Here is a 19,411-nt window from a genome sequence, read left to right as displayed (position 1 = left end):
CAAATACCAGGAGCACCGTCAGATGTCCCTCTCGATATCGTCGCCGTCCGCCGCGGAAACTGTGGAGGGCACTACAGCACTGTGCCTGACCGCTGCTCAATGTGAGTTGTGGGCCGGGCATCAGCTCGACGAGACCGGATCGGCCTACACCACAGCCGAGTACGTCGACATCGACGGAACCGTGGACATCGGGGCGCTGACGAGGGCCGTACGCACGGTGATCGACGAGGCCGAGGTGCTGTCGGTTCGGTTCGACGCCGAGCCCGATGCCGAACCCGTCGACGTACTGCAGCTGCACGATCGCAGTCCCGAGGTCGAGACCTTGGAGCTGAGCCGGGACGCCGCCCTCGAGTGGATGCGGGCGGATGTCCGCCGACCGCTCGACCTTCGCTCGGCCGGTCCGCTGGTGCGCACTGCCGTCATCCGCGTGGACACCGGTGCCCTCTGGTATCTGCGGGCCCCACACGTTCTCCTCGACGCGTACGGTTATTCGCTTCTCACGCGCCGGGTGGCCGCCCTCTACACCGCTTTCCACCAGGGCACCGATCCACGGCCCGCCCGTTTTCCCACACTGCGGGATCACGTCGAGCAGGCCCGGCAACTCGACTCCGCCCTACCCGAACCGCAGCCGCGAGCGAGCACTTCCGTCACCTTCACCGACACCACCCGCCGCCCGACTGCGGATCCGCACCGCGTCGCACTCACACTCGGGCCGGACGTGTCGACCGGTTTGCGCGACTCCGCCTCCGCACACGGCGCCACGTGGGCGGACGCGGTCTACGCTGCGGCCGCCGGCTACCTCGCCGCCCACACCGGCGCCGACGAGGTGACTCTCCGGGTCCCGGTGCTCGCACGCACAGGCGTGGAACTCGCGTCGCCGGTCACCGCGACGAACGTCGTGCCGCTCCGTCTCTCACTCGGCGGGCACCCCACCTTCGCCGACGTGATCGCCAGGACGACGGCCGAGCTGACGAAAGCGCGCCCGTTCCAGCGGGTCCGGAGCACCCATCGGAGTGCAGGCGGCGGGCCGGTGGTCAACGTCAAACCCTTCGACGCGGCTCTACGTTTCGGTCCGTCGCGCGGTGTGATCCATCAGGTGGCCACCGGGCCGGTGGATGACGTGGTGATCTCGGTGACCGGCGCAGGCGAGCACCTCACCCTCGAATGGGCCGGAAATCCGCTGGTGTACAGCGCAGACGAGATGCGGGTCCACCTGCACCGGTTCGCGCAGTACCTCGAGCGAATCTCGTCCGCGCCCGGGCCGGTAGCGACCGTAGACCTCTGCGCCGCCGACGAGTGGGCGCTGTGGCAGTCGTCGGCCGGACTGCACCGGACTCCGCAGCCCGATGCCGATGCCGATGCCGATGCCGAAACGATCGTCTCCTCCTTCCTTGCGCAGGCGGGCCGTCACGCGGATCATCGGGCGGTGAACGAGCTGACCTACCGGGAAATCGCCCGTCGCAGTGGGATTCTCGCGCGTCGACTTCAGGACGAAGGCGCCGGCCGCGGCACCGTGGTGGCCGTCAGCCTGCCGAGGGGCACCGAACTGATCGTCGCGATCCTTGCTGTCCTGCGGTGCGGTGCGACCTATCTCCCCATCGATCCCTCGTCACCGGCAGAACGCGTCCGCTTCATCCTCGAAGACGCCGAACCGACTCTGGCCATCGGCTCCACCGAACTACTGGGCCACCTACCCCGCATCGACCACCACGTCACCGAGACCGACCACTCGACCTACCCAGACAGCACGGTTCGCGCCGACGACATCGCGTACATCATCTACACGTCCGGCTCCACCGGTGTGCCCAAGGGAGTTCCCATCCCGCACCGCAACGTGATGCGCCTGTTCGCGGCGTCCCGTGAGTGGTTCACCTTCACCGCCGACGACTGCTGGCCACTGCTGCACTCGTATGCCTTCGACTTCTCCGTGTGGGAGATGTGGGGAGCCCTGCTCTACGGCGGGCGTCTCGTCACCGTCCCGGACGATGTGGTCACCTCGCCCGCGGACCTCGCGGCGCTGCTGGTCGACGAAGGTGTCACCGTGCTGAACCAGACACCGTCGGCCTTCGGTCATCTGGTCGATGCACTCGACGCCGAGGGTGCGCGGGAGCGACTTCGCCTGCGCTACGTCGTCTTCGGTGGGGAGGCACTCGATCCCGCCGTTCTGCGTTCCTGGTTCGCCGCGGGCTCGCCTGGTGACACCGAACTGATCAACATGTACGGCATCACCGAGACCACCGTGCATGTCACGGCAGCTCGGGTCACCACTCCCGATTCCGTCGACATCGGGGTTCCCCTCAGTGATCTGCGCATCTACGTCCTCGGACCGGGGCTGCGTCCGGTACCGCAGGGCATCACCGGAGAAATCTATGTGTCGGGGCCCGGTGTGTCGCTGGGGTATCTCGGCCGTCGCGGGCTGACTGCGAGCAGGTTCGTCGCCGACCCGTTCGTGCCGGGCGGGGAACGGATGTACCGCACAGGCGATCTCGCGCGCTACGACGCCACCGGCTCCCTCGACTACCGCGGCCGGATCGACGACCAGATTCAATTGCGTGGGTACCGCGTCGAACTCGGCGAGATCACGGCCGCGATGACCGCGGTGTCCGGGGTGCGTGCCGCCGTCGCCACCGTCTATGCACCGAAGGCCGGGGACGACAGGATCGTCGGGTATGTCGTGCCCGAACCCGGGACCGATCCGGACGACATCGAGGACGCGGTGCGGTGGCACCTGATACGCACGCTCCCCGGGTACATGACACCGTCCACGCTGACGCTTCTCGAGCGGTTGCCGCTGACGTCCCACGGCAAAGTCGACAAGGCGGCACTGCCCGTCCCGCGCTGGCGTGGGGCATCCGCCGACGGTCCCCGCACGGACACCGAACACCGCATCCTTCCCCTGTTCACCGCTGTGCTCGGGGCCGAACAGATCGGCATTCACGACGACTTCTTCACGCTGGGCGGCAACTCCCTGCTGGCGGCCGCCCTGGTGTCGTCGATCGGTGCGGAACTCGGTGTCGCGCTGCGTGTTGCGACGATCTTCGACAATCCCACCGTGGCCGGAGTGGCCGCGCGCGTCGACGAGACCGGGAGAAAGGGCACCGCCTCCGGCCCCTTCGCGCGGAGCATTCCCGAGGGCACGGCTGTGCCGTTGTCTCCCGCGCAGGAACGGCTCTGGTTCCTCGACAGCGCTGCGGGCGGCGGAACGTATCTCCTCGGCCTGGCGGTGGACTTCGACGTCGCGCCGGACTCCGACACTCTCGCCCTTGCACTCACGGACGTCGTCACCAGGCATCAGTCGCTGCGCACAGTCTTTCCCCTCGTCGACTCCGTTCCACAGCAGGTGGTGTTGCCCGCCGAGCAATCGCAGGTCAGCCTCGAACGGGTCGGCAACATCGGCAACATCGAAGCCCACATCTCGGCAATCACCACGGTGGGCCTCGGACTGGCCGAGCAACCACCGCTGCGTGCCGTCCTGTACGAACCGCAGCACACCCTCGTCCTGTTGATCCATCACATCATCGGGGACGAGTGGTCGCAGTCGAAACTGCTCGGCGACCTGGCCTTCGCCTACAACGCCCGCCGCGCCGGCCGCCCGCCGGTGTTCGAACCTCTCCCCCTGCAGTATCCGGATGTCGCGGTCTGGCAGCGCGAACGTGCCTCCGCCGGCCGGCTCGACTACTGGGAGAAGCAACTGGCAGGGCTGCCGCTGGAGCTCGGTTGGCGCACGGACCGGCCGCGCCCAGCGCTGCCGACCCATCGCGGTGCCAGCGTGCACCGCACCTTGCCGCCGTCGCTGCACGCCGCGATCGAAGCGCTCGCGACGGAGCGGCGCGCCAGTTTCTTCATGATCGTCCACGCCGCAGTCGCGGTGCTGCTGGAGCGACTCGGTGCCGGTGAAGACATCGCGCTGGGTGTCCCCGTCGCCGGCCGCAGCCACCCCGACCTCGACAGCATGGTGGGCTGCTTCGTCAACACCGTCGTCCTTCGCACCGATGTGTCGGGGGCTCCCACATTCGACGAGCTGCTCGACCGCGTGCGGAGGGTCGACCTCGAGGCGGTCGACCACTCCGACGTCCCCTTCAACCGTATCGTCGAACTGGTCAACCCGCCGCGGTCCAGCGCCCGCCATCCGCTCTTCCAGGTGATGCTGTCGCACTGGAAGGAGGACGGTTCACCGCAGCGATTCGACGGCGCGGAATCGTCGGTGCGGATGCTCGACGCCACGTCCGCGAAATTCGACCTGGCACTTCGCTTCCAGGAACACGCCGGTCAGGGTGGGGTCGACGTGACCATCGAGTACTCCACCGAACTGTTCGACGACGCCACCGTCGATTCGCTGGCCGATCGCCTCGCTGTGGTGATCGAGCGACTCGTGGCCCGTCATGACGAATCCATCACCAGACTCGACATCCTCACCGACGTCGAGCGTGCGCAGGTGCTCGGCACGTGGTCACACCGGGGCCACAGCATCGAGGCCCGCACGTTCGACGAGTACTTCTCCGCGCAGGTGGCCCGCACGCCGCACGCCGAGGCTCTCGCCGTGGGACGCGGTGTCCGGCCGGCGACGTCCCTTTCGTACGGCGAGCTCGATACGCGCGCGAATATGCTTGCGCGGCTGTTGATCGCGCGGGGTGCGGGACCGGGAGACGTGGTCGCCCTCGCGCTCGACCGATCCGCCGAGTTGATCGTCGCCGTTCTCGCCGTGCTGAAGAGCGGTGCCGCCTACCTACCGATCGACCCCACGTACCCGGCGGACCGGATCGCGCACATGCTCGCCGACGGCTCCCCGGTCGCCGTCGTCACCTCGTCCGTCGGGGTACCGGATCGCAGCCCGCTGGGCAGCAGCATTCCGCTGATCGACCTGGACGACCCCGAGGTTCGGAAGCTCCTGTCCGCGCACCCCGCCGTACCTGTCACGGACCGTGATCGCATCCGGCCACTGCGACTCGACGACGCGGCGTACCTGATCTATACGTCCGGTTCGACAGGTGTGCCGAAGGGCGTCGTGGTTCCGCATCGCGGTATCGCGGACCTGTTGTCGTTGCAGTCGGACGTGATCGGAATGGACTCCACTACCCGGGCACTGCACTTTTCCTCGATCAGTTTCGATCTCGCGTTCTGGCAGATCATGTGGGGTCTGCTGTCGGGCGGAACGCTGGTGGTCGCCACGGACGCAGACCGGGTCCCGGGTGAACCGCTCGCGCGTGTCATTCGCGACCACCGCGTGAACTTCGTGGGTGTCCCGCCATCTTTCGCGGCCGCGTTCCCGCCCGAGCATTCGATCCCCGACGGAGTCGATCTCATGCTCGGTGCCGAGAAACTCCCTGCCCAGCTGATCGAGCGGTATGCGCCCGGCCGGCGGTTGTTCAACGCCTACGGTCCCACCGAGTGCACGGTCAATGCCACGCTGGCCCTGGTGCGGCCGGGACACGAGGGCCCGGTGCCGATCGGCGTCATCGATCCGGGTAAGCATGCGTACGTATTGGATTCCGGTTTGCGGCCGGTGCCACCCGGGGTATCCGGTGAGCTGTACCTTGCCGGAGCCAGCGTCACCCAGGGCTATCGTCACCAGAGCACCAAGACCGCCGAACGATTCGTCGCCGACCCGTTCGGTGACCCCGGCACCCGCATGTACCGGACATCGGACGTGGTGTGGTGGGGCCGGGACGGGCAGATCTACTTCACCGGCCGCGCCGACACGCAAGTCAAGGTGCGGGGGTTCCGCATCGAACTCAACGAGATCGAGTCCGTGCTCGCCGGCGACCCGGACGTCGAGCACGTCGTTGTCGTGGTGCGTGAGGACCGGCCCGGAGATCAACGTCTGGTCGCGTATGCCACGTCGGTTCCCGGCGGCCGCATCGACCCCGACCAACTGCACCGCCGTGCCGCCAGCCGCCTGCCCGACTACATGATTCCCGCGGCATTCATTGCCGTCGAGGAATTCCCGACCCTCCCGAACGGCAAGCTCGACCAGTCGTCGCTGCCCATCCCGCACCTGTCGTTGCAGGTGTCCGAACGGGGCCCGCGCACGGCACGCGAGGAAGTGCTGTGCCAGTTGTTCGCCGAGGTGCTCGGTCTCGAGCGAGTCGGTATCGACGACAGCTTCTTCGACCTCGGTGGCCACTCGCTGATGGCCGCGGGGCTGATGAGTGAGATCTCGAAACGGCTGTCCGTGTCCGCGACGGTGGCGTCATTGTTCGCCGCGCCGACCGTCGCGCAACTCGCGGGCCGCCTCGACGACGATTCCGACGCCGACGCGCTCGCCGTCCTGTTGCCGTTCCGCACCGAGGGCTCCCGGCCGCCCGTGTTCTGCTTCCACCCTGCAGGCGGGATCAGCTGGGGGTATTCGGGACTGCTGCGGCACATTGACCCCGACTACCCGCTGTACGGGGTGCAGGCGTCGAACCTGTCGACCTCGTCCCGCCCACCCGAGACCCTTCAGGACATGGCCGCCGAGTACCTCGAGCACATGCGCGCGGTGCAACCGACCGGGCCGTACCACCTCCTCGGCTGGTCGCTCGGCGGCGTGGTGGCACACGCCATCGCCGGCGCGCTCCAGGAGCAGGGTGACGAGCTTGGCATGCTGGTGATGCTCGACTCCTTCCCGTCCGACGCCTGGGCGTCCATGCCGACGGAGCAGGACGCGCTGGCCGCACTGCTGTACATGGTCGGGTACGACCCGGAACCGCTTCTCGCGGAGGGGCTGACGAGGCAGCAGGTGATCGACATCCTCCGCGGCGAGGGCAGCGCACTCGCCGGCATCAACGAGCACACTCCCGCAGCGATGATCGACAACTTCGCCAACGCCGTGCGCCTCGAGTCCGAGCCCTCACAGATCGTCGTCAATTCCGACCTGCTCTTCTTCACGGCGGCACGCAATCCCGCCACTGCGGCCACGCACCGACTCTGGGAGCCCTTCGTGAACGGCACGATCGTCAATCACGACCTCGACTGTGAGCACAAGGACATGACCCAACCCCGCTGGATCGGGGAGGTCGGCACGGTGGTGAACGAAGCACTGGCCGCGTTCGACTCACACACCCCACAGACCCATCAAGTAAGAGAACAGGGAGATCGATGACAACGTCCGGAAGATATTGGCGCAGAGCCGGGATCGTGATGCTCGCGGCAACCGCTCTGCTGGCCGGTGCCTGCAGCGAGTCGACATCCGACTCGACCGACTCGGCGGCATCCGCCACCGGACAGGCCGATGCGTCGGCCTTCCCGGTGTCGATTTCGTCGGCACTGGGCACCGCCGAGATCACGGAAGCCCCCCAGCGTGTGATCACGCTCGGCTGGGGCAGCGAAGATGCCGCACTTTCGCTCGGCGTCGTTCCCGTCGCCGTCCAGAACATGAAGTCCGATACCGGAACCGACGACGGCCTCCTGCCGTGGTCGCGCGCACGCCTCGAGGAACTCGACCCGAACGCCGAGCCCACCCTGCTGACGGCGTCGAGCAAGGAGATGCCGTACGAGCAGATTGCATCGCTCGATCCCGATGTCATCCTCGCCGTGCACTCGGGACTGAACCAGGAGCAGTTCGACAAGCTGTCGGCCATCGCGCCCACGGTGGCATATCCGGAACGGCGCTGGGCGACCAGCTGGGAAGACCAGATCACCACCGTCGGAAAGGCTCTCGGACGGTCCGCGCAGGCCGAGGAACTGGTCACGAAGACGCAGGAGACGCTGGCCGAGCAGAAGTCGCAGCATCCCGAGTTCGCCGGCAAGACCGTGGCGTTCGGCAGCGGCACCGAGCCGGGCTCGTACAACTTCTATTTCGACACCGATCCGCGGCTGAAGATGCTCGCCAGCCTCGGGTTCACCGTCGACCCACTCGCGCAACAGCTTCGGGAGAAGAGCGACCAGACCAAGTTCGCGGCTCCGGTCAGCCTCGAACTGCTGCCCACGTACAACCCGGATGTTCTGCTCGCGTGGTACCTGTCGCCGGAACTGCAGAACGAGGTGCAGTCGAACCCGCTGTTCGCCGGTCTGAAGTCGGTGCGCACCAACTCCTACCTCGGCCTGACCGACCCGCCGCTGGTGTTCGCGTCGAGCTCACCGAATGTCCTGAGCATGCCGTGGCTGCTCGAGAAGCTTGTTCCGCAGCTCTCGCAGGCCGCGAACAACGCCTCGACCAGCTAGTTCCCCACAGCGTCACTGTGCCGCCGCCGAGAGGTCTTCGGCGGCGGCACTGCTGTAGGTGCGCAGCCCCTTCAGGACGAGCGCCAGGACGGCGAGCACGGCGATGCCACCGGCTCCGTAGAGCAGGAACGCTTCCCGCGGCCCGACTGCGGCACCGACGGCACCGGCGACAAGCGCTCCGGCTGCCGAACCGGTGGAGATCTGCGCACCCCACACACCGGCGACGCGGCCCCGGTATTCCTCCGGCGTCTCGGTCTGAATCACGGCGTATCGCAGGATGTCACCGACTACCCGCCCGAATCCGTGTGCCGCCAGGCCGAGGAACGTGACGGCGAACATCGGCACGGCGCCGACGCCCACGAGGCCTCCCGCGGCGATCATCGCGGCCAGAAATACCACGAGTCCGCCTCGACGGGCCTTCCCGGTCCAGCCGCTGGTGAGCGATCCGGTGAGAGCGCCCACGGCGGGGGCGCTGTAGAGGAATCCGGTTGCGGCGGGGCCGGTGTGGAGCACCTCGCTCGCATAGGCGGGCAGCAGAACGTTCCAACCCGTCAGCATCATCGCGCAGAAGCCCACGAGCAGAGTGCCGCCCACCACGGAATCCTTGGCGGCGTAAGTGAACCCGCTGGCGATCGAACGCAGGGGACCCTCGGTGTTCTTGACAGGTGGTGGCAGCGAGGGCAACCGAGCGATGCAGTAGGCGGTGATCGCCGAGGAGACAGCGGCGAGCACGTAATTCGTGCCCACCGACGTGGTCGCGATGATCACGCCGCCGATCGCCGGCGACGCGACGGTGCCGAGGTCGGCCATGACCGTCATCAGTGCCCCAGCGGCCGCCATCTTGTCCTTCGGCAGCAGCGACGGGATCACGGCCATCAGAGCCGTCGACGAGATCCCGCCTGCCAGTCCCTCGATCACGCCACACAGGTAGATCACCCACAGCTGCGGCGTCGGCAGAAACGCGTTGACCGCCAGGATCGCGAAAGCGATACCCGCACTGGCTCGCGCGACGGCGATCACGGGTCGTCGGTCGTACCTGTCCGCGATCACTCCACCGAACAACGTTCCGATGAACACCGACGATCCGACGACGATGCTGGCCGCGCCGACCGAGAGTGTGGAACCGGTCATGTCGTACACCTGCAGCGGCACCGCCACGAGCAGCAGTCCCAGGCCGAAGATCGAAATGGTACGGGCAACGAAGATGTACCGGAATTCGCGACTCGTCCGTAACGGTGTCAAGTCGATTGCGTACCTCGAGAATCCAGCCATCGTCATCCATTCACACTCGGTTGCAGCAGTTCGCCGTTCCCGCTCGCGGAAGCGACGAACTATGCTTAGGCTTCACTAACCCAGCAACCTACCCCATGTCGCCGAAGACGCTCAACGAGTCGAGTTCCGAGCGACGAACCGGAGGGAAACCAGTGAGCTCTGCCCCGAAGACCGCACTCAGCCGGAACCGGATTCGCGAGGACGTCGCCGACGTGCTCGGCGTTCCGGTGACCGAACTGGACGATTCGGCGAACCTCCTCGACGAGGGCATGGACTCGGTGCGCGTCATGGCGCTGGTGGAGCGGTGGCGGATGGCCGGCGCCTCCGTCGATCTGGTGGACCTCGTCGGCGAACCGACCCTCGACGCCTGGTTCGACGTCACTGCGGCCCGATGAGCGCGCCCCGCCTCCCACTTGTTCTGCGGGTCGCCGACATTCGCCCGGTCACCCCACGGATGACGTGTGTCCGGTTCGCCGGGACGGAGGTACTCGACTACGCCGCGGGATCGTGTGTACCCAACATCAAGTTGTGCTTTCCGCATCCCGTGCACGGACTGCTACTTCCTGATCCCGACGTGGACGGCCGCTACCAGTGGCCGGAGCCCGAGGGACGGCAACTGGTACGCACGTACACGGTGCGACGGCTCAGCCGGGAGAATGCCGAACTGGACGTGCATTTCGTCGACCACGGCGACGACGGTGTCGCTGCAGAGTGGCTCCGGAGCGCCGCGCCCGGTGATCGGCTGGGTGTGCTCGGCGGCGGCGGTAAATCGATCCGTCCCGCGCAGTGGTACCTGCTGGCGGGTGACGAGTCGGCACTTCCCGCTATCGCGGCCATCCTCGAGGACCTGCCCGCCGATGCGTCGGGACGGGTGCTGATCGACGTCGCCGACGAGCACGAACGCCAGGATCTGCGCCATCCGGCCGGCGTCGAGGTGGAATGGCTGTACCGCCGCGGCGGTGCCAGTCGCCTCGCCGACTCCGTCCGTGCCGCTGTCCTGCCCGCGGACCGGTCCGCGATGTTCGCGTGGGTGGGTGCCGAATCCGCGACGGTCCGCGAACTCCGCCGATACCTGCGCACCGAGGTCGGGCTCGATCGGTCCCAGGTGCTGCTCATCGGGTACTGGCACCGCGGCATGTCCGAATCGGCGTACAAGGCGGCCGCCGACAACGACCGGGACCCGGCCGAGTCCTCGAGTCGACCCGGCATTTCCCGGACGACCGCCTAGGCTTGACCCGGCTGGTCGGGTGTGCGGGTCGACCGGTGTCGACACGGGAGGACGCGAGGGGCAATGGCACACGAGACGAGCGGGTCCGGCAAGACGAGCGTGCTTCGGACACCACGCTTCTTGTTCGCACCACTGCTGCTGGTGTCGATCGTCATGTCGCTGTTGGCCGCGCTGTACATGGGCGGCATGCTCGACCCCACCAAGAATCTCGACCACTTCCCGATCGCGCTGGTCAACCAGGACGAGGGTGACACGCTACCCGGCTCGACTCCGCCCCAGCAGCAGAACCTCGGCGACCAGATCGAGGCGGGGCTGATCGAGGGTGTCGACCCCGAGAAGGTGGAACTCCGGCAGATCGGAATCGCCGAGGCGCAGTCGAAACTCGACAACGGTGACCTCTACGGTGCCATCGTCATTCCGAGCGACTTCACGAAACGCACGTTCATCCTGGCTCAGGCGAGTGTGATTCCCGGTGACGTGGAGCGGCCTGTCATCACCATCTACACCAATCCGCGCGCAGGAACGATCAGCGCCAATCTGGTGTCGAACATCGGTCAGATGGCGATGGACAAGGCCAATCAGACGATGGGCGAGCAACTCACCGCCCAGGTGACGCAGCAACTCGCGGCCACCACACCCGATGCCCAGCTGTCGGGCGCCAGCCGGCTCGTCCTCACCGACCCCATCGACGTCCGGACCGTCGCTCACAACCCGCTGCCCGAAGGCACCGGATACGGTCTGGCGGCGTTCTACTACGCCCTGCTCCTCGTTCTTGCGGGATTCACCGGCGCCACCATCGCGAGCACTCTCGTCGACGGCATGCTGGGATTCACCCCTACGGAGGTCGGGCCGCTGTACCTGCACAACGAGGCGGTGCCTATTTCGCGTTTCAATACCTTGCTGGTCAAGTGGGCCCTCATGACACTGCTCGCGGGAATCGTTTCCGGGCTGTACTTGTGGATCAGCTCGGCACTGGGACTGCCGATCACGGACCCGCTGGCCCTGTGGGAATACGGCGCTTTCGCCATCGCCGCTGTGGGTATCACGGCCATGTCGGTGATGGCCGCGTTCGGCAATCTCGGGCTACTCATCAATCTGATGATCTTCGTCGTCCTCGCGCTGCCCTCCTCGGGAGGAACCATCCCGCTCGAGGCAGCACCACGCTTGTACACCTGGCTCGGCGAATTCGAGCCGATGCATCAGATCTACATCGGGGTGCGCGCCATCCTGTTCTTCGGTGCGAAGGGCGACGCAGGACTCATCCATGCAGTGTGGATGACCGCCGGAGGTCTGCTCATCGGCCTGATCTTCGGGGCCGTCGTCACCCGGTTCTACGACCGTAAGGGCCTGCATCGCCGACACAAGGCACCGAACGCACCCGAACCGGTGGACGTGGCCGGAGCGTAGATCAGGCGGAGGAACTCGACCAGTACGTTCCGAACTGTTCGTACCAGGGATGCAGGGCCGGCGCGGCCGCCAGGATCCTTTCGACGAACTGATCGGGATCGCCGAGTTCGGACACTCTGACTCCCCGAGCCTTGTAGTCGGCGAATGTGGAGTGGAGTCCGGCGATCACCTTGTCGGTGACCGACCGCTCGAACTCCTCGATGGTTGCCATCGGATGCGCCTCCTTCCGGCGAGAAGCATCTTGCCTCAGTGTACCGCCCTACCTGCGGGTTTCCTCGCTGCCGACGGGGACGTCCCGGCCCTGTCGGAGGTGGGGAGCAGACTGGGCCCGTGAGAGTGGTGATGGTTCCGGACGCCGATGGTGGTGCGACGACGATCCGCACCGATCCGGCCGGGGTTCCGCTCGAATCGCCACGACATCACTCCGACGCCGCGGCTGTTGTGCGCGACATCGAAGCCGCCGATCATCCCCGCTGGATCTGGGCCGGCACCGCGGCCGTCTACCCCTCGTTGCTGCGGGCCGGAATACGGGTGGGGCGTTGTCACGACCTCGCCCTCACCCACGCGATCCTGAGCATGCGCGACGGGGTTCCGGCGCCGCCCGCCGAGGAACCGCTGACCGACGATCGTCTCGGCCTGTTCGACACCACACCGGTCGCCGATCCTGAACAGGTGGTCGCCAATTTCGCTGCACAACGGAAAACGATCGGCACCGATTCCCGGCTGGATCTGCTGGTGGCGGCGGAGTCGGCAGGCGCGCTCGCCGCCGCGGAAATGGGTTTCGACGGATTACCCTTCTCGACTCCCGCCCACGAGGCGTTCCTCGAAGCCGCACTGGGACCGCGCCCGGTGGGGTACGACCTTCCCCAGCGCATCCAGACAGTGTCCGCCGAGATCGGTGCGGCGTTCGGCCGCAGCATCAACCCGGCGTCCCATGTGGAGGTAATCGACGCCTTCCGCCGCGAGGGCATCGAACTGGTGTCGACGCGCAAGCATCTGCTGCGCGAGATCGACCATCCCGCCGTGCCCCTCCTCCTGCATCACCGCGACCTGTCGAAGTTGTTCAGCACCAACGGCTGGCAGTGGCTCGACAGCTGGGTCCGCGACAACCGCTTCCGGCCGGTCTACGTGCCCGGTGGTGTGGTGTCCGGCCGCTGGGCAAGTCGTGGTGGCGGGGCGCTGCAAATTCCGAAGCCGCTCCGGTCGAGCGTGATCGCCGACCCGGGTCACACCTTCGTCATCGCCGACGCCGGTCAGCTCGAGCCCCGCATTCTGGCGGCCATGTCGGGTGACCCGCGCATGGTGGCGGCGGCGGGCGCGGACGACCTGTACGCGCCGGTAGCCGCAGAGACGTTCGACGGTGACCGCGCCAAGGCCAAGGTGGCGATCCTCGGCGTTCTGTACGGTGCCACGGCGGGTGAAGCCCGTTCGCTACTCACCCTGCTGCGCACGCGTTTCCCTGTCGCAGTCGAGTACGTGGAGAAGGCAGCCCGGGCAGGCGAACGGGGTGAGGTGGTGCATTCGTGGCTCGGCCGGGCCTGCCCACCGCCCGCACCCGATTTCTGGTCACACGGTGACGCCCGTTCGCGTGGGCGGTTCACGCGCAATTTCGTCGTGCAGGCCACCGCCGCCGAATGGGCGCTCTGTGTGCTGGCCGATCTGCGACGCCGGCTCGCCGACGATTCCGACAGCGAGCTCGTCTTCTTCCAGCACGACGAGGTGATGGTGCACACCCGGAACGCGGAGACGGCTACCCGGCACGTTCTCGGCGCCGTCGACGTGGCCACCCGCCTTCTCTTCGGTGACACCCGGGTGCGGTTTCCCATGGACGTGGCGGTGCGGGACTGCTACGGCGAGAGTTCTATCGAGCCCTGACCACACCAATTTCCGGTGTCGCCGACGGGCTACGCGTGGTGTACTGGGACCCATTGCTGGTGGGGGCGGCGAAGGAGAACCCATGACCAAGTTGGATTCGACGGGCGCGAGCACAAGCGGTGAGGCGCCGCGCAAATTCCGCTGGCCCGCGTTCACCATCGTGGCCATCGCGATCATCGCCTTCTTCGCGGGGGGATTCGGTGGGTCGTTCCAGGGAAAGCTGACCGAGGTCCAGAAGAACGACAACGCCGCCTACCTGTCGAGTACCGCAGAGTCGACCGTCGTCACCAACGAGTCGTCGAAGTTCCTCACAGTGGAGACGATTCCCGGCTTCGTACTGTTTCACCGCGACTCGGCACTCACCGATCAGGACAAGGCTGCCATCGCGCAGGCCCGCGAGGACATTGCCGCCGTCGAGGGCGTCGATGCGGAGGGGATGTCGCAACCCCAGTACTCCGAGGACGGCACCACCGCGTCGATTTTCGTTCCCCTCGTCGCAAAGGAGAACGGCACTGCCGTCGCCGGTGACGTGCTCGCCACCACGGAACAGGATGTGCTCACCGCAGCCGAGAACGCGGCCGTCGGGCTCGAGGTGCTTCCCGCGGGGCCAGGTGGTCTCCTCGTGGCCTTCATCGACGCGTTCGCCGGGCTCGACGGCGCCCTACTCGGTGCCGCCCTGCTCGTCGTCGTCCTGATCCTGCTGGTGGTGTATCGGTCCCCGGTGCTGTGGTTCTTCCCGCTCTTCTCGGCGCTACTCGCCCTGGGCCTGGCGTCGATGGTGATCTACTTCCTCGCGAAGGCGGAGGTGCTCACGCTCACCGGTCAGAGCCAGGGCATTCTCTTCGTCCTGGTCATCGGTGCGGGCACCGACTATGCCCTGCTCCTGATCTCTCGGTATCGAGAGGAGCTCCATCTCTATCCCAGCCGGTTCGACGCGATGGCCAAGGCCTGGAGGGAGTCGGCTCCCGCCATCACGGCGTCCGCGGTCACCGTCATCCTGGGCCTGCTGTGCCTGACATTTTCGGAGCTCAATTCCAACAAGAGTCTCGGTCCCGTGGCGGCCATCGGCATCGCCTGCACGTATCTGGTGATGATGAGCTTCCTGCCGGTGGCTCTGGCCACCGCCGGCCGATGGGTGTTCTGGCCACGCAAACCTCGGGTGGACGAGGCAGCGGATCTCACCACGCACGGTCTGTGGGGCAAGATCGCCGCCCAGGTCGGCAGCAAGGACCGGCCGTTCTGGATCGGTACGACAGTGCTGTTGGCCGCACTGTTCCTGGTGGGCATCGGCAGTTTGAAGACGGAGGGGCTGACGTCCTCGGAAAGCTTCACCAACCGCCCGGACGCCGTCGTCGGGCAGGAACTCTACGACTCCAAGTTCGATCCGGGCGCCGGCGCTCCGGCCGTCATCCTCACCAACGCCGCGCAGACGCAGGCAGTCATCGACGCGGTCAGCGCTGTCGACGGGGTATCGAAGGAGCCCGGCGCCGTGTGTCCACAGGTCGACGTGGCGAAGCTGTCCGCACTGGTCAAGGCGAACCCCGAGGCGGTGGCGTCGGCCGCAGCAGGACAGACGGGCTGCCCGCCCGACTTCCTCACCGCAGCGCCGATCGACGGTCGCATGGTGGTCAACGCGACTCTCGCCGACTCGTACGATTCCCCAGAAGCCCTGGCGACCGTGGAGCGACTACGTGAGACGGTGCACGCCGTTCCCGGAGCCGACGGCTTGGTCGGTGGAGGCACCGCAACCACCCTCGACGTGCAGACGGCGTCCGTGCACGACCGGAACCTGATCATCCCCATCGTGCTCGTCGTCATCTTCCTGGTGCTGGCCGTGCTCCTGCGCGCACTGCTGGCACCGGTCATCCTCATCGCCACGGTGGTGTTGTCCTTCGCCGCGACTCTGGGCGTGTGCGGATTCTTCTTCACACACGTGTTCCACTTCGCCAACGCCGATCCGGCGTTCCCGCTGTTCGCGTTCGTGTTCCTCGTGGCACTGGGCATCGACTACAACATCTTCCTGATGACCCGTGTGCGCGAGGAAACCCAGGAGCACGGCACACGGTCGGGCGTGTTGCGCGGACTGGCGGTCACCGGTGGCGTGATCACGTCGGCCGGTGTCGTCCTCGCAGCAACGTTCGCGGTGCTGGGTGTGCTACCTCTGGTGTTCCTCGCCGAGGTCGGTTTCGCGGTGGCCTTCGGCGTGCTCCTCGACACGATCATCGTGCGCAGCATCCTCGTTCCCGCCCTCTCGCACGACATCGGCAAGAAGATCTGGTGGCCGTCCGATTTGGCAAAGGCAAAGGACTAGGTTCCCGAAAGCGAAGGGCTAGAACGCCTCTGCGGTCCAGAGGTGGAAGAGGGCATACGCACGCCACGGCCGCCACGCCTCGGCGAGAGCGGCAGCTTCGCTGCCCTTACCCACCCCGAGTGCCCGCCTGAGAACGAGGTCGTCGGCAGGAAACGCGTCCGGGTCGCCGAGCACTCGCACCGTCAGATAGTCCGCCGTCCACGGTCCGATTCCGGGCAGCGCGAGTACACCGGCCCGAAACTTCGCCGGTTCGGTGTCGGCGTCGAGCCGCAACCCGTCCGCGGCGGCGTGCGCAAGCGCATGCACAGTGCGTGCCCGGGCGCCGGTCAGACCGATCGCCGAACGCAACTCCTCCGGCGATCGATCCGCCAGTGCCTCGGGTGCGGGAAACGCACGGAACTCGCCGTGCACCGGTCGCCCGTAGGCAGCGACCAACCGGGCACCGAACGTCCGCGCTGCGGCGAGCGACACCTGCTGGCCCAGCACGGTGAGGACTGCGGTCTCGAAGCCGTCGACGCTGCCCAGCCGGCGGAGTCCCGGCCGCAAGGTCACCAGCGAAGCGAGTTCCGGGTGCCGGCCGAGTGCGGCGTCGATCGCGAGCGGGTCTGCGTCCAGATCGAGCCAGCGGCGCACGATAGCGGTCAACTCCCCGACATCGGCGGGATGCGCCGGAACGATGTGGGCCTCGACATGCCGTTTCTCGGGGCGGACGACAACGGTCACCAGGGCGGGTCCGTGCGCGGCGTTCACCACGCGGGTGTGGGCGCCGGTGTCGGGATCGTGCCGCTCGAGACCGGCGATGGTATGGGCTCGCAGTGCACTCCACAGCGGAGCGTGGGTGAAGGGGTCGCGGTAGGGCAGGAGAACCCTCACGCTGCGGCTTCCAACGTCAGTAGCAGGGACTTCGCTGCGGTCCCGCCCACGTACTGGCCGAGGCTGCCGTCGCTGCGCACCACTCGGTGGCACGGCACCACCACCGGCAGAGGGTTTGTCGCGCAGGCGGTTCCGACGGCCCGCACGGCGCGGGGACTGCCCGCAGCGGCCGCCACGGTGGCATAGCTCCACGTCTGGCCGTAGTGGATCTCGGGTAGGTGGGTGAGCACCTCCCGCCGAAAGCCCTTGGCCAGGCGGAAGTCGAGCGGGACGTCGAACGACGTGCGTTCCCCCCGGAAGTACTCCTCGAGTTCGCGGGCCACCGCGTCCAGCCGGGCCGGCGCACGGAGTATCCGGGGACTGATGCGCTCGGCGAGTCTCTGCAACACGGCATCGTGGCCCTCGCCGGCAAAGGCGACACGCACCAGGCCCCGGTCGGTCGCGGCCAGCAGCAGCGAACCGACAGGACTGTCCACGGTCCGGTACGCGACGTCGAGGAGTCCGGCGTCGTCGGCGGCGGCGGTGAGCTTGGTGCGGAGTCGTCGTTCGACATCGGAATCCGATACCGACAAGGCGTCGATGATGTCCGGAATGGTGTTCATCCTCTTTCTCCACTCACTCTGTCTCCCCGAATCGAGATCGAGCGGGACCTACGCAGGGCCGCAATACCGTCGGCCGCGGCGCGTCTGGCAGCGTCCGGCGAATTGCCGAGAATCACCGCGATGTCGGCGTAGGGCATTCCTGCCAAGTAGCGGTAGGCCACGGCTGCGCGTTGTTTCACGGGCAAGGCGCCCACCGCCTCCCACAATTCGGGCTCGCCGCTTCCGGGCAGCCCGCGGTCGGTGGTCTGCTCGGGAACGTGATTCGTGGGAACGGCCCGGCGTTCCCGCGCCCGAATGTGATCGAGCGCCTTGCGGTGCGCGATGGTCACGAGCCAGGCCTCGACGTTACTTCCAGGCCGCAGATCGGGATACGCGCGCAGGGCGGCGAGAAACGTGTCCGACCAGGCGTCCTCGGCGTCGACCGGGCCGACCACCGCCCGGCAGACCCGCAACACCGTGGGGCCGTGCTCGGCCACGATCTGCTCGAACGGAATCAGGCCCATCGGCTCAGCCGGATTCCCGCCCGTTCCGCTTCGCGGGTCAGCAGGAAACGCTTGCGGTCGAGCCCTCCCGCATACCCCGTGAGGCTGCCGTCGGTTCCGACGACCCGGTGGCACGGAACGATGATGCTGATCGGATTCTTGCCGTTCGCCGCGGCCACCGCCCGGATCGCCGTGGGACTCCCGAGCGCCTCCGCCAATTCGCGGTACGTCCACGTCTGCCCGTACGGGATGGTCCGCAGCAGGTCCCATACCCGCTGTTGAAACGGTGTGCCGCGGGCGGCGACAGGCAGCGTGAACTCAGTGCGTCCACCGTCGAAGTACTCGGTGAGTTGTGTCGCTGCGGCCTCGAAACCGCCGTCGCCGCGTTCACCGAAAGTCGCGACATCGGGCTGATGCCGATGTTCGGCCATGTAGATGCCGCTGAGAATCCCGTCCACGCTGACCAGCGTGAGGGGACCGATCGGGGAATCGATGACGGTGTGTGCTGCTCGTTCGGCATTCACGGGAACAATCCTTCCAGGTGTGCTGACCTCTGACAGGTAGACGCCTGGGAACGCCGAAACGTGAGATCACCCCGATGTCCCATTCTCGCGGGGCCGTCGTGAGACGGCCCCGCGAGGGCATCAGGCAGGATGTGGGGATGGCTCTCGCATTCCCCAGCCCCGACGACCTCGTGCGCACCGCCACGGGTATGGCCCGCTGGTCGATGGACACTGCTGGTTTCGCTGCCTCACTCCCCGATCGGGTCGCCGCGCTGCTCGACCGAGTGGAGGTGCTCATCACCCGGATCGAGGCGATCAGCGAACGCGCCGAAATGGCCGTCGCCAAGGCGAACGAGGTAGCCGACCGAGCCGCGACCGTGGTCACCTCGAGCACGGAGGTGTCCACCTCGGCCCAGACCCTGATCGGCCTATACGAGCCGCTCGCAACCAAGGCGGCGCCGATGGCGGCACGGTTCGTCGACGACCTGTCGGAGGACGAGATTCATGCGGCGATCGGGTTGGTGAATCATCTGCCCGAGCTGACACTGCGCATGGAGGGGTTGCTGCCCATTCTGGCGAGCCTCGACACGGTGTCCCCGGAGATTCACCTGCTCCTCGAGGAAGTGCAGGGTGTGCGTCAGGCGATCCAGGGTGTTCCCGGCTTCAAGTTCTTCCGTAAGCGCGGCGAATCGAAAGAGGACGACGAGGTCTGACGC

At 67.1% G+C, this 19,411-nt stretch carries 14 protein-coding genes; 8 read left to right on the top strand and 6 right to left on the bottom strand.

Features of this window, described 5'->3' with window-relative positions:
* The first annotated feature begins 22 nt into the window (after nt 1-22).
* Both L1080_RS30225 and L1080_RS30220 read left to right on the top strand, forming a co-directional pair.
* A complete protein-coding gene (locus L1080_RS30225; protein WP_250777009.1) occupies nt 23-7,081 on the top strand; it encodes an amino acid adenylation domain-containing protein in 7,059 nt (2,352 codons plus the stop codon).
* The gene (locus tag L1080_RS30220) at nt 7,078-8,142 is read left to right on the top strand and encodes an iron-siderophore ABC transporter substrate-binding protein (protein ID WP_250777010.1); all 1,065 of its coding nucleotides are present in this window, start codon (nt 7,078-7,080) and stop codon (nt 8,140-8,142) included. Before L1080_RS30225 ends, L1080_RS30220 begins: the two co-directional genes overlap by 4 nt.
* Nucleotides 8,143-8,154: 12 nt before the next feature.
* On the opposite strand, the gene entS is transcribed toward L1080_RS30220, so the two are convergent.
* Nucleotides 8,155-9,414: an enterobactin transporter EntS gene (gene entS / locus L1080_RS30215; RefSeq protein WP_250777051.1), complete on the bottom strand. Its 1,260-nt coding sequence runs from the start codon at nt 9,412-9,414 to the stop codon at nt 8,155-8,157.
* Nucleotides 9,415-9,566: 152 nt separating this feature from the next.
* On the opposite strand from entS, the gene L1080_RS30210 reads away from it, so the two are divergent.
* From L1080_RS30210 to L1080_RS30200, 3 genes are all read left to right on the top strand, one after another.
* Entirely contained in the window at nt 9,567-9,809 is a 243-nt protein-coding gene (locus L1080_RS30210) for a phosphopantetheine-binding protein (RefSeq protein WP_159923707.1), read from the top strand.
* Entirely contained in the window at nt 9,806-10,642 is an 837-nt protein-coding gene (locus tag L1080_RS30205; protein WP_250777011.1) for a siderophore-interacting protein, read from the top strand. The genes L1080_RS30210 and L1080_RS30205 overlap by 4 nt, the downstream gene beginning before the upstream one ends.
* A 63-nt stretch (nt 10,643-10,705) precedes the next feature.
* A complete protein-coding gene (locus L1080_RS30200) occupies nt 10,706-12,049 on the top strand; it encodes a YhgE/Pip domain-containing protein (RefSeq protein WP_250777012.1) in 1,344 nt (447 codons plus the stop codon).
* Nucleotide 12,050: 1 nt separating this feature from the next.
* Here the strand turns inward: L1080_RS30200 and L1080_RS30195 are convergent, their stop codons facing one another.
* On the bottom strand, nt 12,051-12,260 hold the full coding sequence (locus L1080_RS30195) for a hypothetical protein (protein WP_159923704.1): 210 nt from the start codon (nt 12,258-12,260) through the stop codon (nt 12,051-12,053).
* A 119-nt stretch (nt 12,261-12,379) separates the two neighbouring features.
* On the opposite strand from L1080_RS30195, the gene L1080_RS30190 reads away from it, so the two are divergent.
* Together L1080_RS30190 and L1080_RS30185 are read left to right on the top strand one after the other, a co-directional pair.
* On the top strand, nt 12,380-13,924 hold the full coding sequence (locus tag L1080_RS30190) for a bifunctional 3'-5' exonuclease/DNA polymerase (protein ID WP_250777013.1): 1,545 nt from the start codon (nt 12,380-12,382) through the stop codon (nt 13,922-13,924).
* A gap of 82 nt (nt 13,925-14,006) precedes the next feature.
* Nucleotides 14,007-16,235, top strand: a complete 2,229-nt coding sequence (locus L1080_RS30185; RefSeq protein ID WP_159923702.1) for an MMPL family transporter — start codon at nt 14,007-14,009, stop codon at nt 16,233-16,235.
* Between the two features lie 18 nt (nt 16,236-16,253).
* On the opposite strand, the gene L1080_RS30180 is transcribed toward L1080_RS30185, so the two are convergent.
* The 4 genes from L1080_RS30180 to L1080_RS30165 are packed head-to-tail and all read right to left on the bottom strand — an operon-like array spanning nt 16,254 to nt 18,716.
* Nucleotides 16,254-17,108: a DNA-3-methyladenine glycosylase family protein gene (locus L1080_RS30180; RefSeq protein ID WP_250777014.1), complete on the bottom strand. Its 855-nt coding sequence runs from the start codon at nt 17,106-17,108 to the stop codon at nt 16,254-16,256.
* Entirely contained in the window at nt 17,105-17,710 is a 606-nt protein-coding gene (locus L1080_RS30175; protein ID WP_250777015.1) for a methylated-DNA--[protein]-cysteine S-methyltransferase, read from the bottom strand. Before L1080_RS30175 ends, L1080_RS30180 begins: the two co-directional genes overlap by 4 nt.
* On the bottom strand, nt 17,707-18,213 hold the full coding sequence (locus tag L1080_RS30170; RefSeq protein WP_250777016.1) for an RNA polymerase sigma factor: 507 nt from the start codon (nt 18,211-18,213) through the stop codon (nt 17,707-17,709). Before L1080_RS30170 ends, L1080_RS30175 begins: the two co-directional genes overlap by 4 nt.
* A complete protein-coding gene (locus L1080_RS30165) occupies nt 18,204-18,716 on the bottom strand; it encodes a methylated-DNA--[protein]-cysteine S-methyltransferase (protein WP_250777017.1) in 513 nt (170 codons plus the stop codon). The genes L1080_RS30170 and L1080_RS30165 overlap by 10 nt, the downstream gene beginning before the upstream one ends.
* A 137-nt stretch (nt 18,717-18,853) precedes the next feature.
* On the opposite strand from L1080_RS30165, the gene L1080_RS30160 reads away from it, so the two are divergent.
* Nucleotides 18,854-19,408 (top strand): ribulose 1,5-bisphosphate carboxylase large subunit, encoded by a 555-nt coding sequence (locus L1080_RS30160; protein ID WP_159923697.1) that lies wholly within the window; start codon nt 18,854-18,856, stop codon nt 19,406-19,408.
* Nucleotides 19,409-19,411: the final 3 nt, after the last annotated feature.

This window comes from Rhodococcus sp. MSC1_016 (assembly GCF_023667485.2).
Taxonomy (GTDB): Bacteria; Actinomycetota; Actinomycetes; order Mycobacteriales; family Mycobacteriaceae; genus Rhodococcus_F; species Rhodococcus_F oxybenzonivorans.
The sequence above is the reverse complement of the archived record's forward strand: the minus strand, read 5'-3'. Positions and strand labels throughout refer to the sequence as shown.

Excerpts from the sequence above, each read along its gene's own strand:
- L1080_RS30225 (WP_250777009.1), top strand. The coding sequence starts at position 23 with ATGTCCCTCTCGATATCGTCGCCGTCCGCCGCGGAAACTGTGGAGGGC.
- L1080_RS30220 (WP_250777010.1), top strand. The coding sequence starts at position 7,078 with ATGACAACGTCCGGAAGATATTGGCGCAGAGCCGGGATCGTGATGCTC.
- entS (WP_250777051.1), bottom strand. The coding sequence starts at position 9,414 with ATGGCTGGATTCTCGAGGTACGCAATCGACTTGACACCGTTACGGACG.
- L1080_RS30205 (WP_250777011.1), top strand. The coding sequence starts at position 9,806 with ATGAGCGCGCCCCGCCTCCCACTTGTTCTGCGGGTCGCCGACATTCGC.
- L1080_RS30200 (WP_250777012.1), top strand. The coding sequence starts at position 10,706 with ATGGCACACGAGACGAGCGGGTCCGGCAAGACGAGCGTGCTTCGGACA.
- L1080_RS30195 (WP_159923704.1), bottom strand. The coding sequence starts at position 12,260 with ATGGCAACCATCGAGGAGTTCGAGCGGTCGGTCACCGACAAGGTGATC.
- L1080_RS30185 (WP_159923702.1), top strand. The coding sequence starts at position 14,007 with ATGACCAAGTTGGATTCGACGGGCGCGAGCACAAGCGGTGAGGCGCCG.
- L1080_RS30175 (WP_250777015.1), bottom strand. The coding sequence starts at position 17,710 with ATGAACACCATTCCGGACATCATCGACGCCTTGTCGGTATCGGATTCC.
- L1080_RS30170 (WP_250777016.1), bottom strand. The coding sequence starts at position 18,213 with ATGGGCCTGATTCCGTTCGAGCAGATCGTGGCCGAGCACGGCCCCACG.
- L1080_RS30160 (WP_159923697.1), top strand. The coding sequence starts at position 18,854 with ATGGCTCTCGCATTCCCCAGCCCCGACGACCTCGTGCGCACCGCCACG.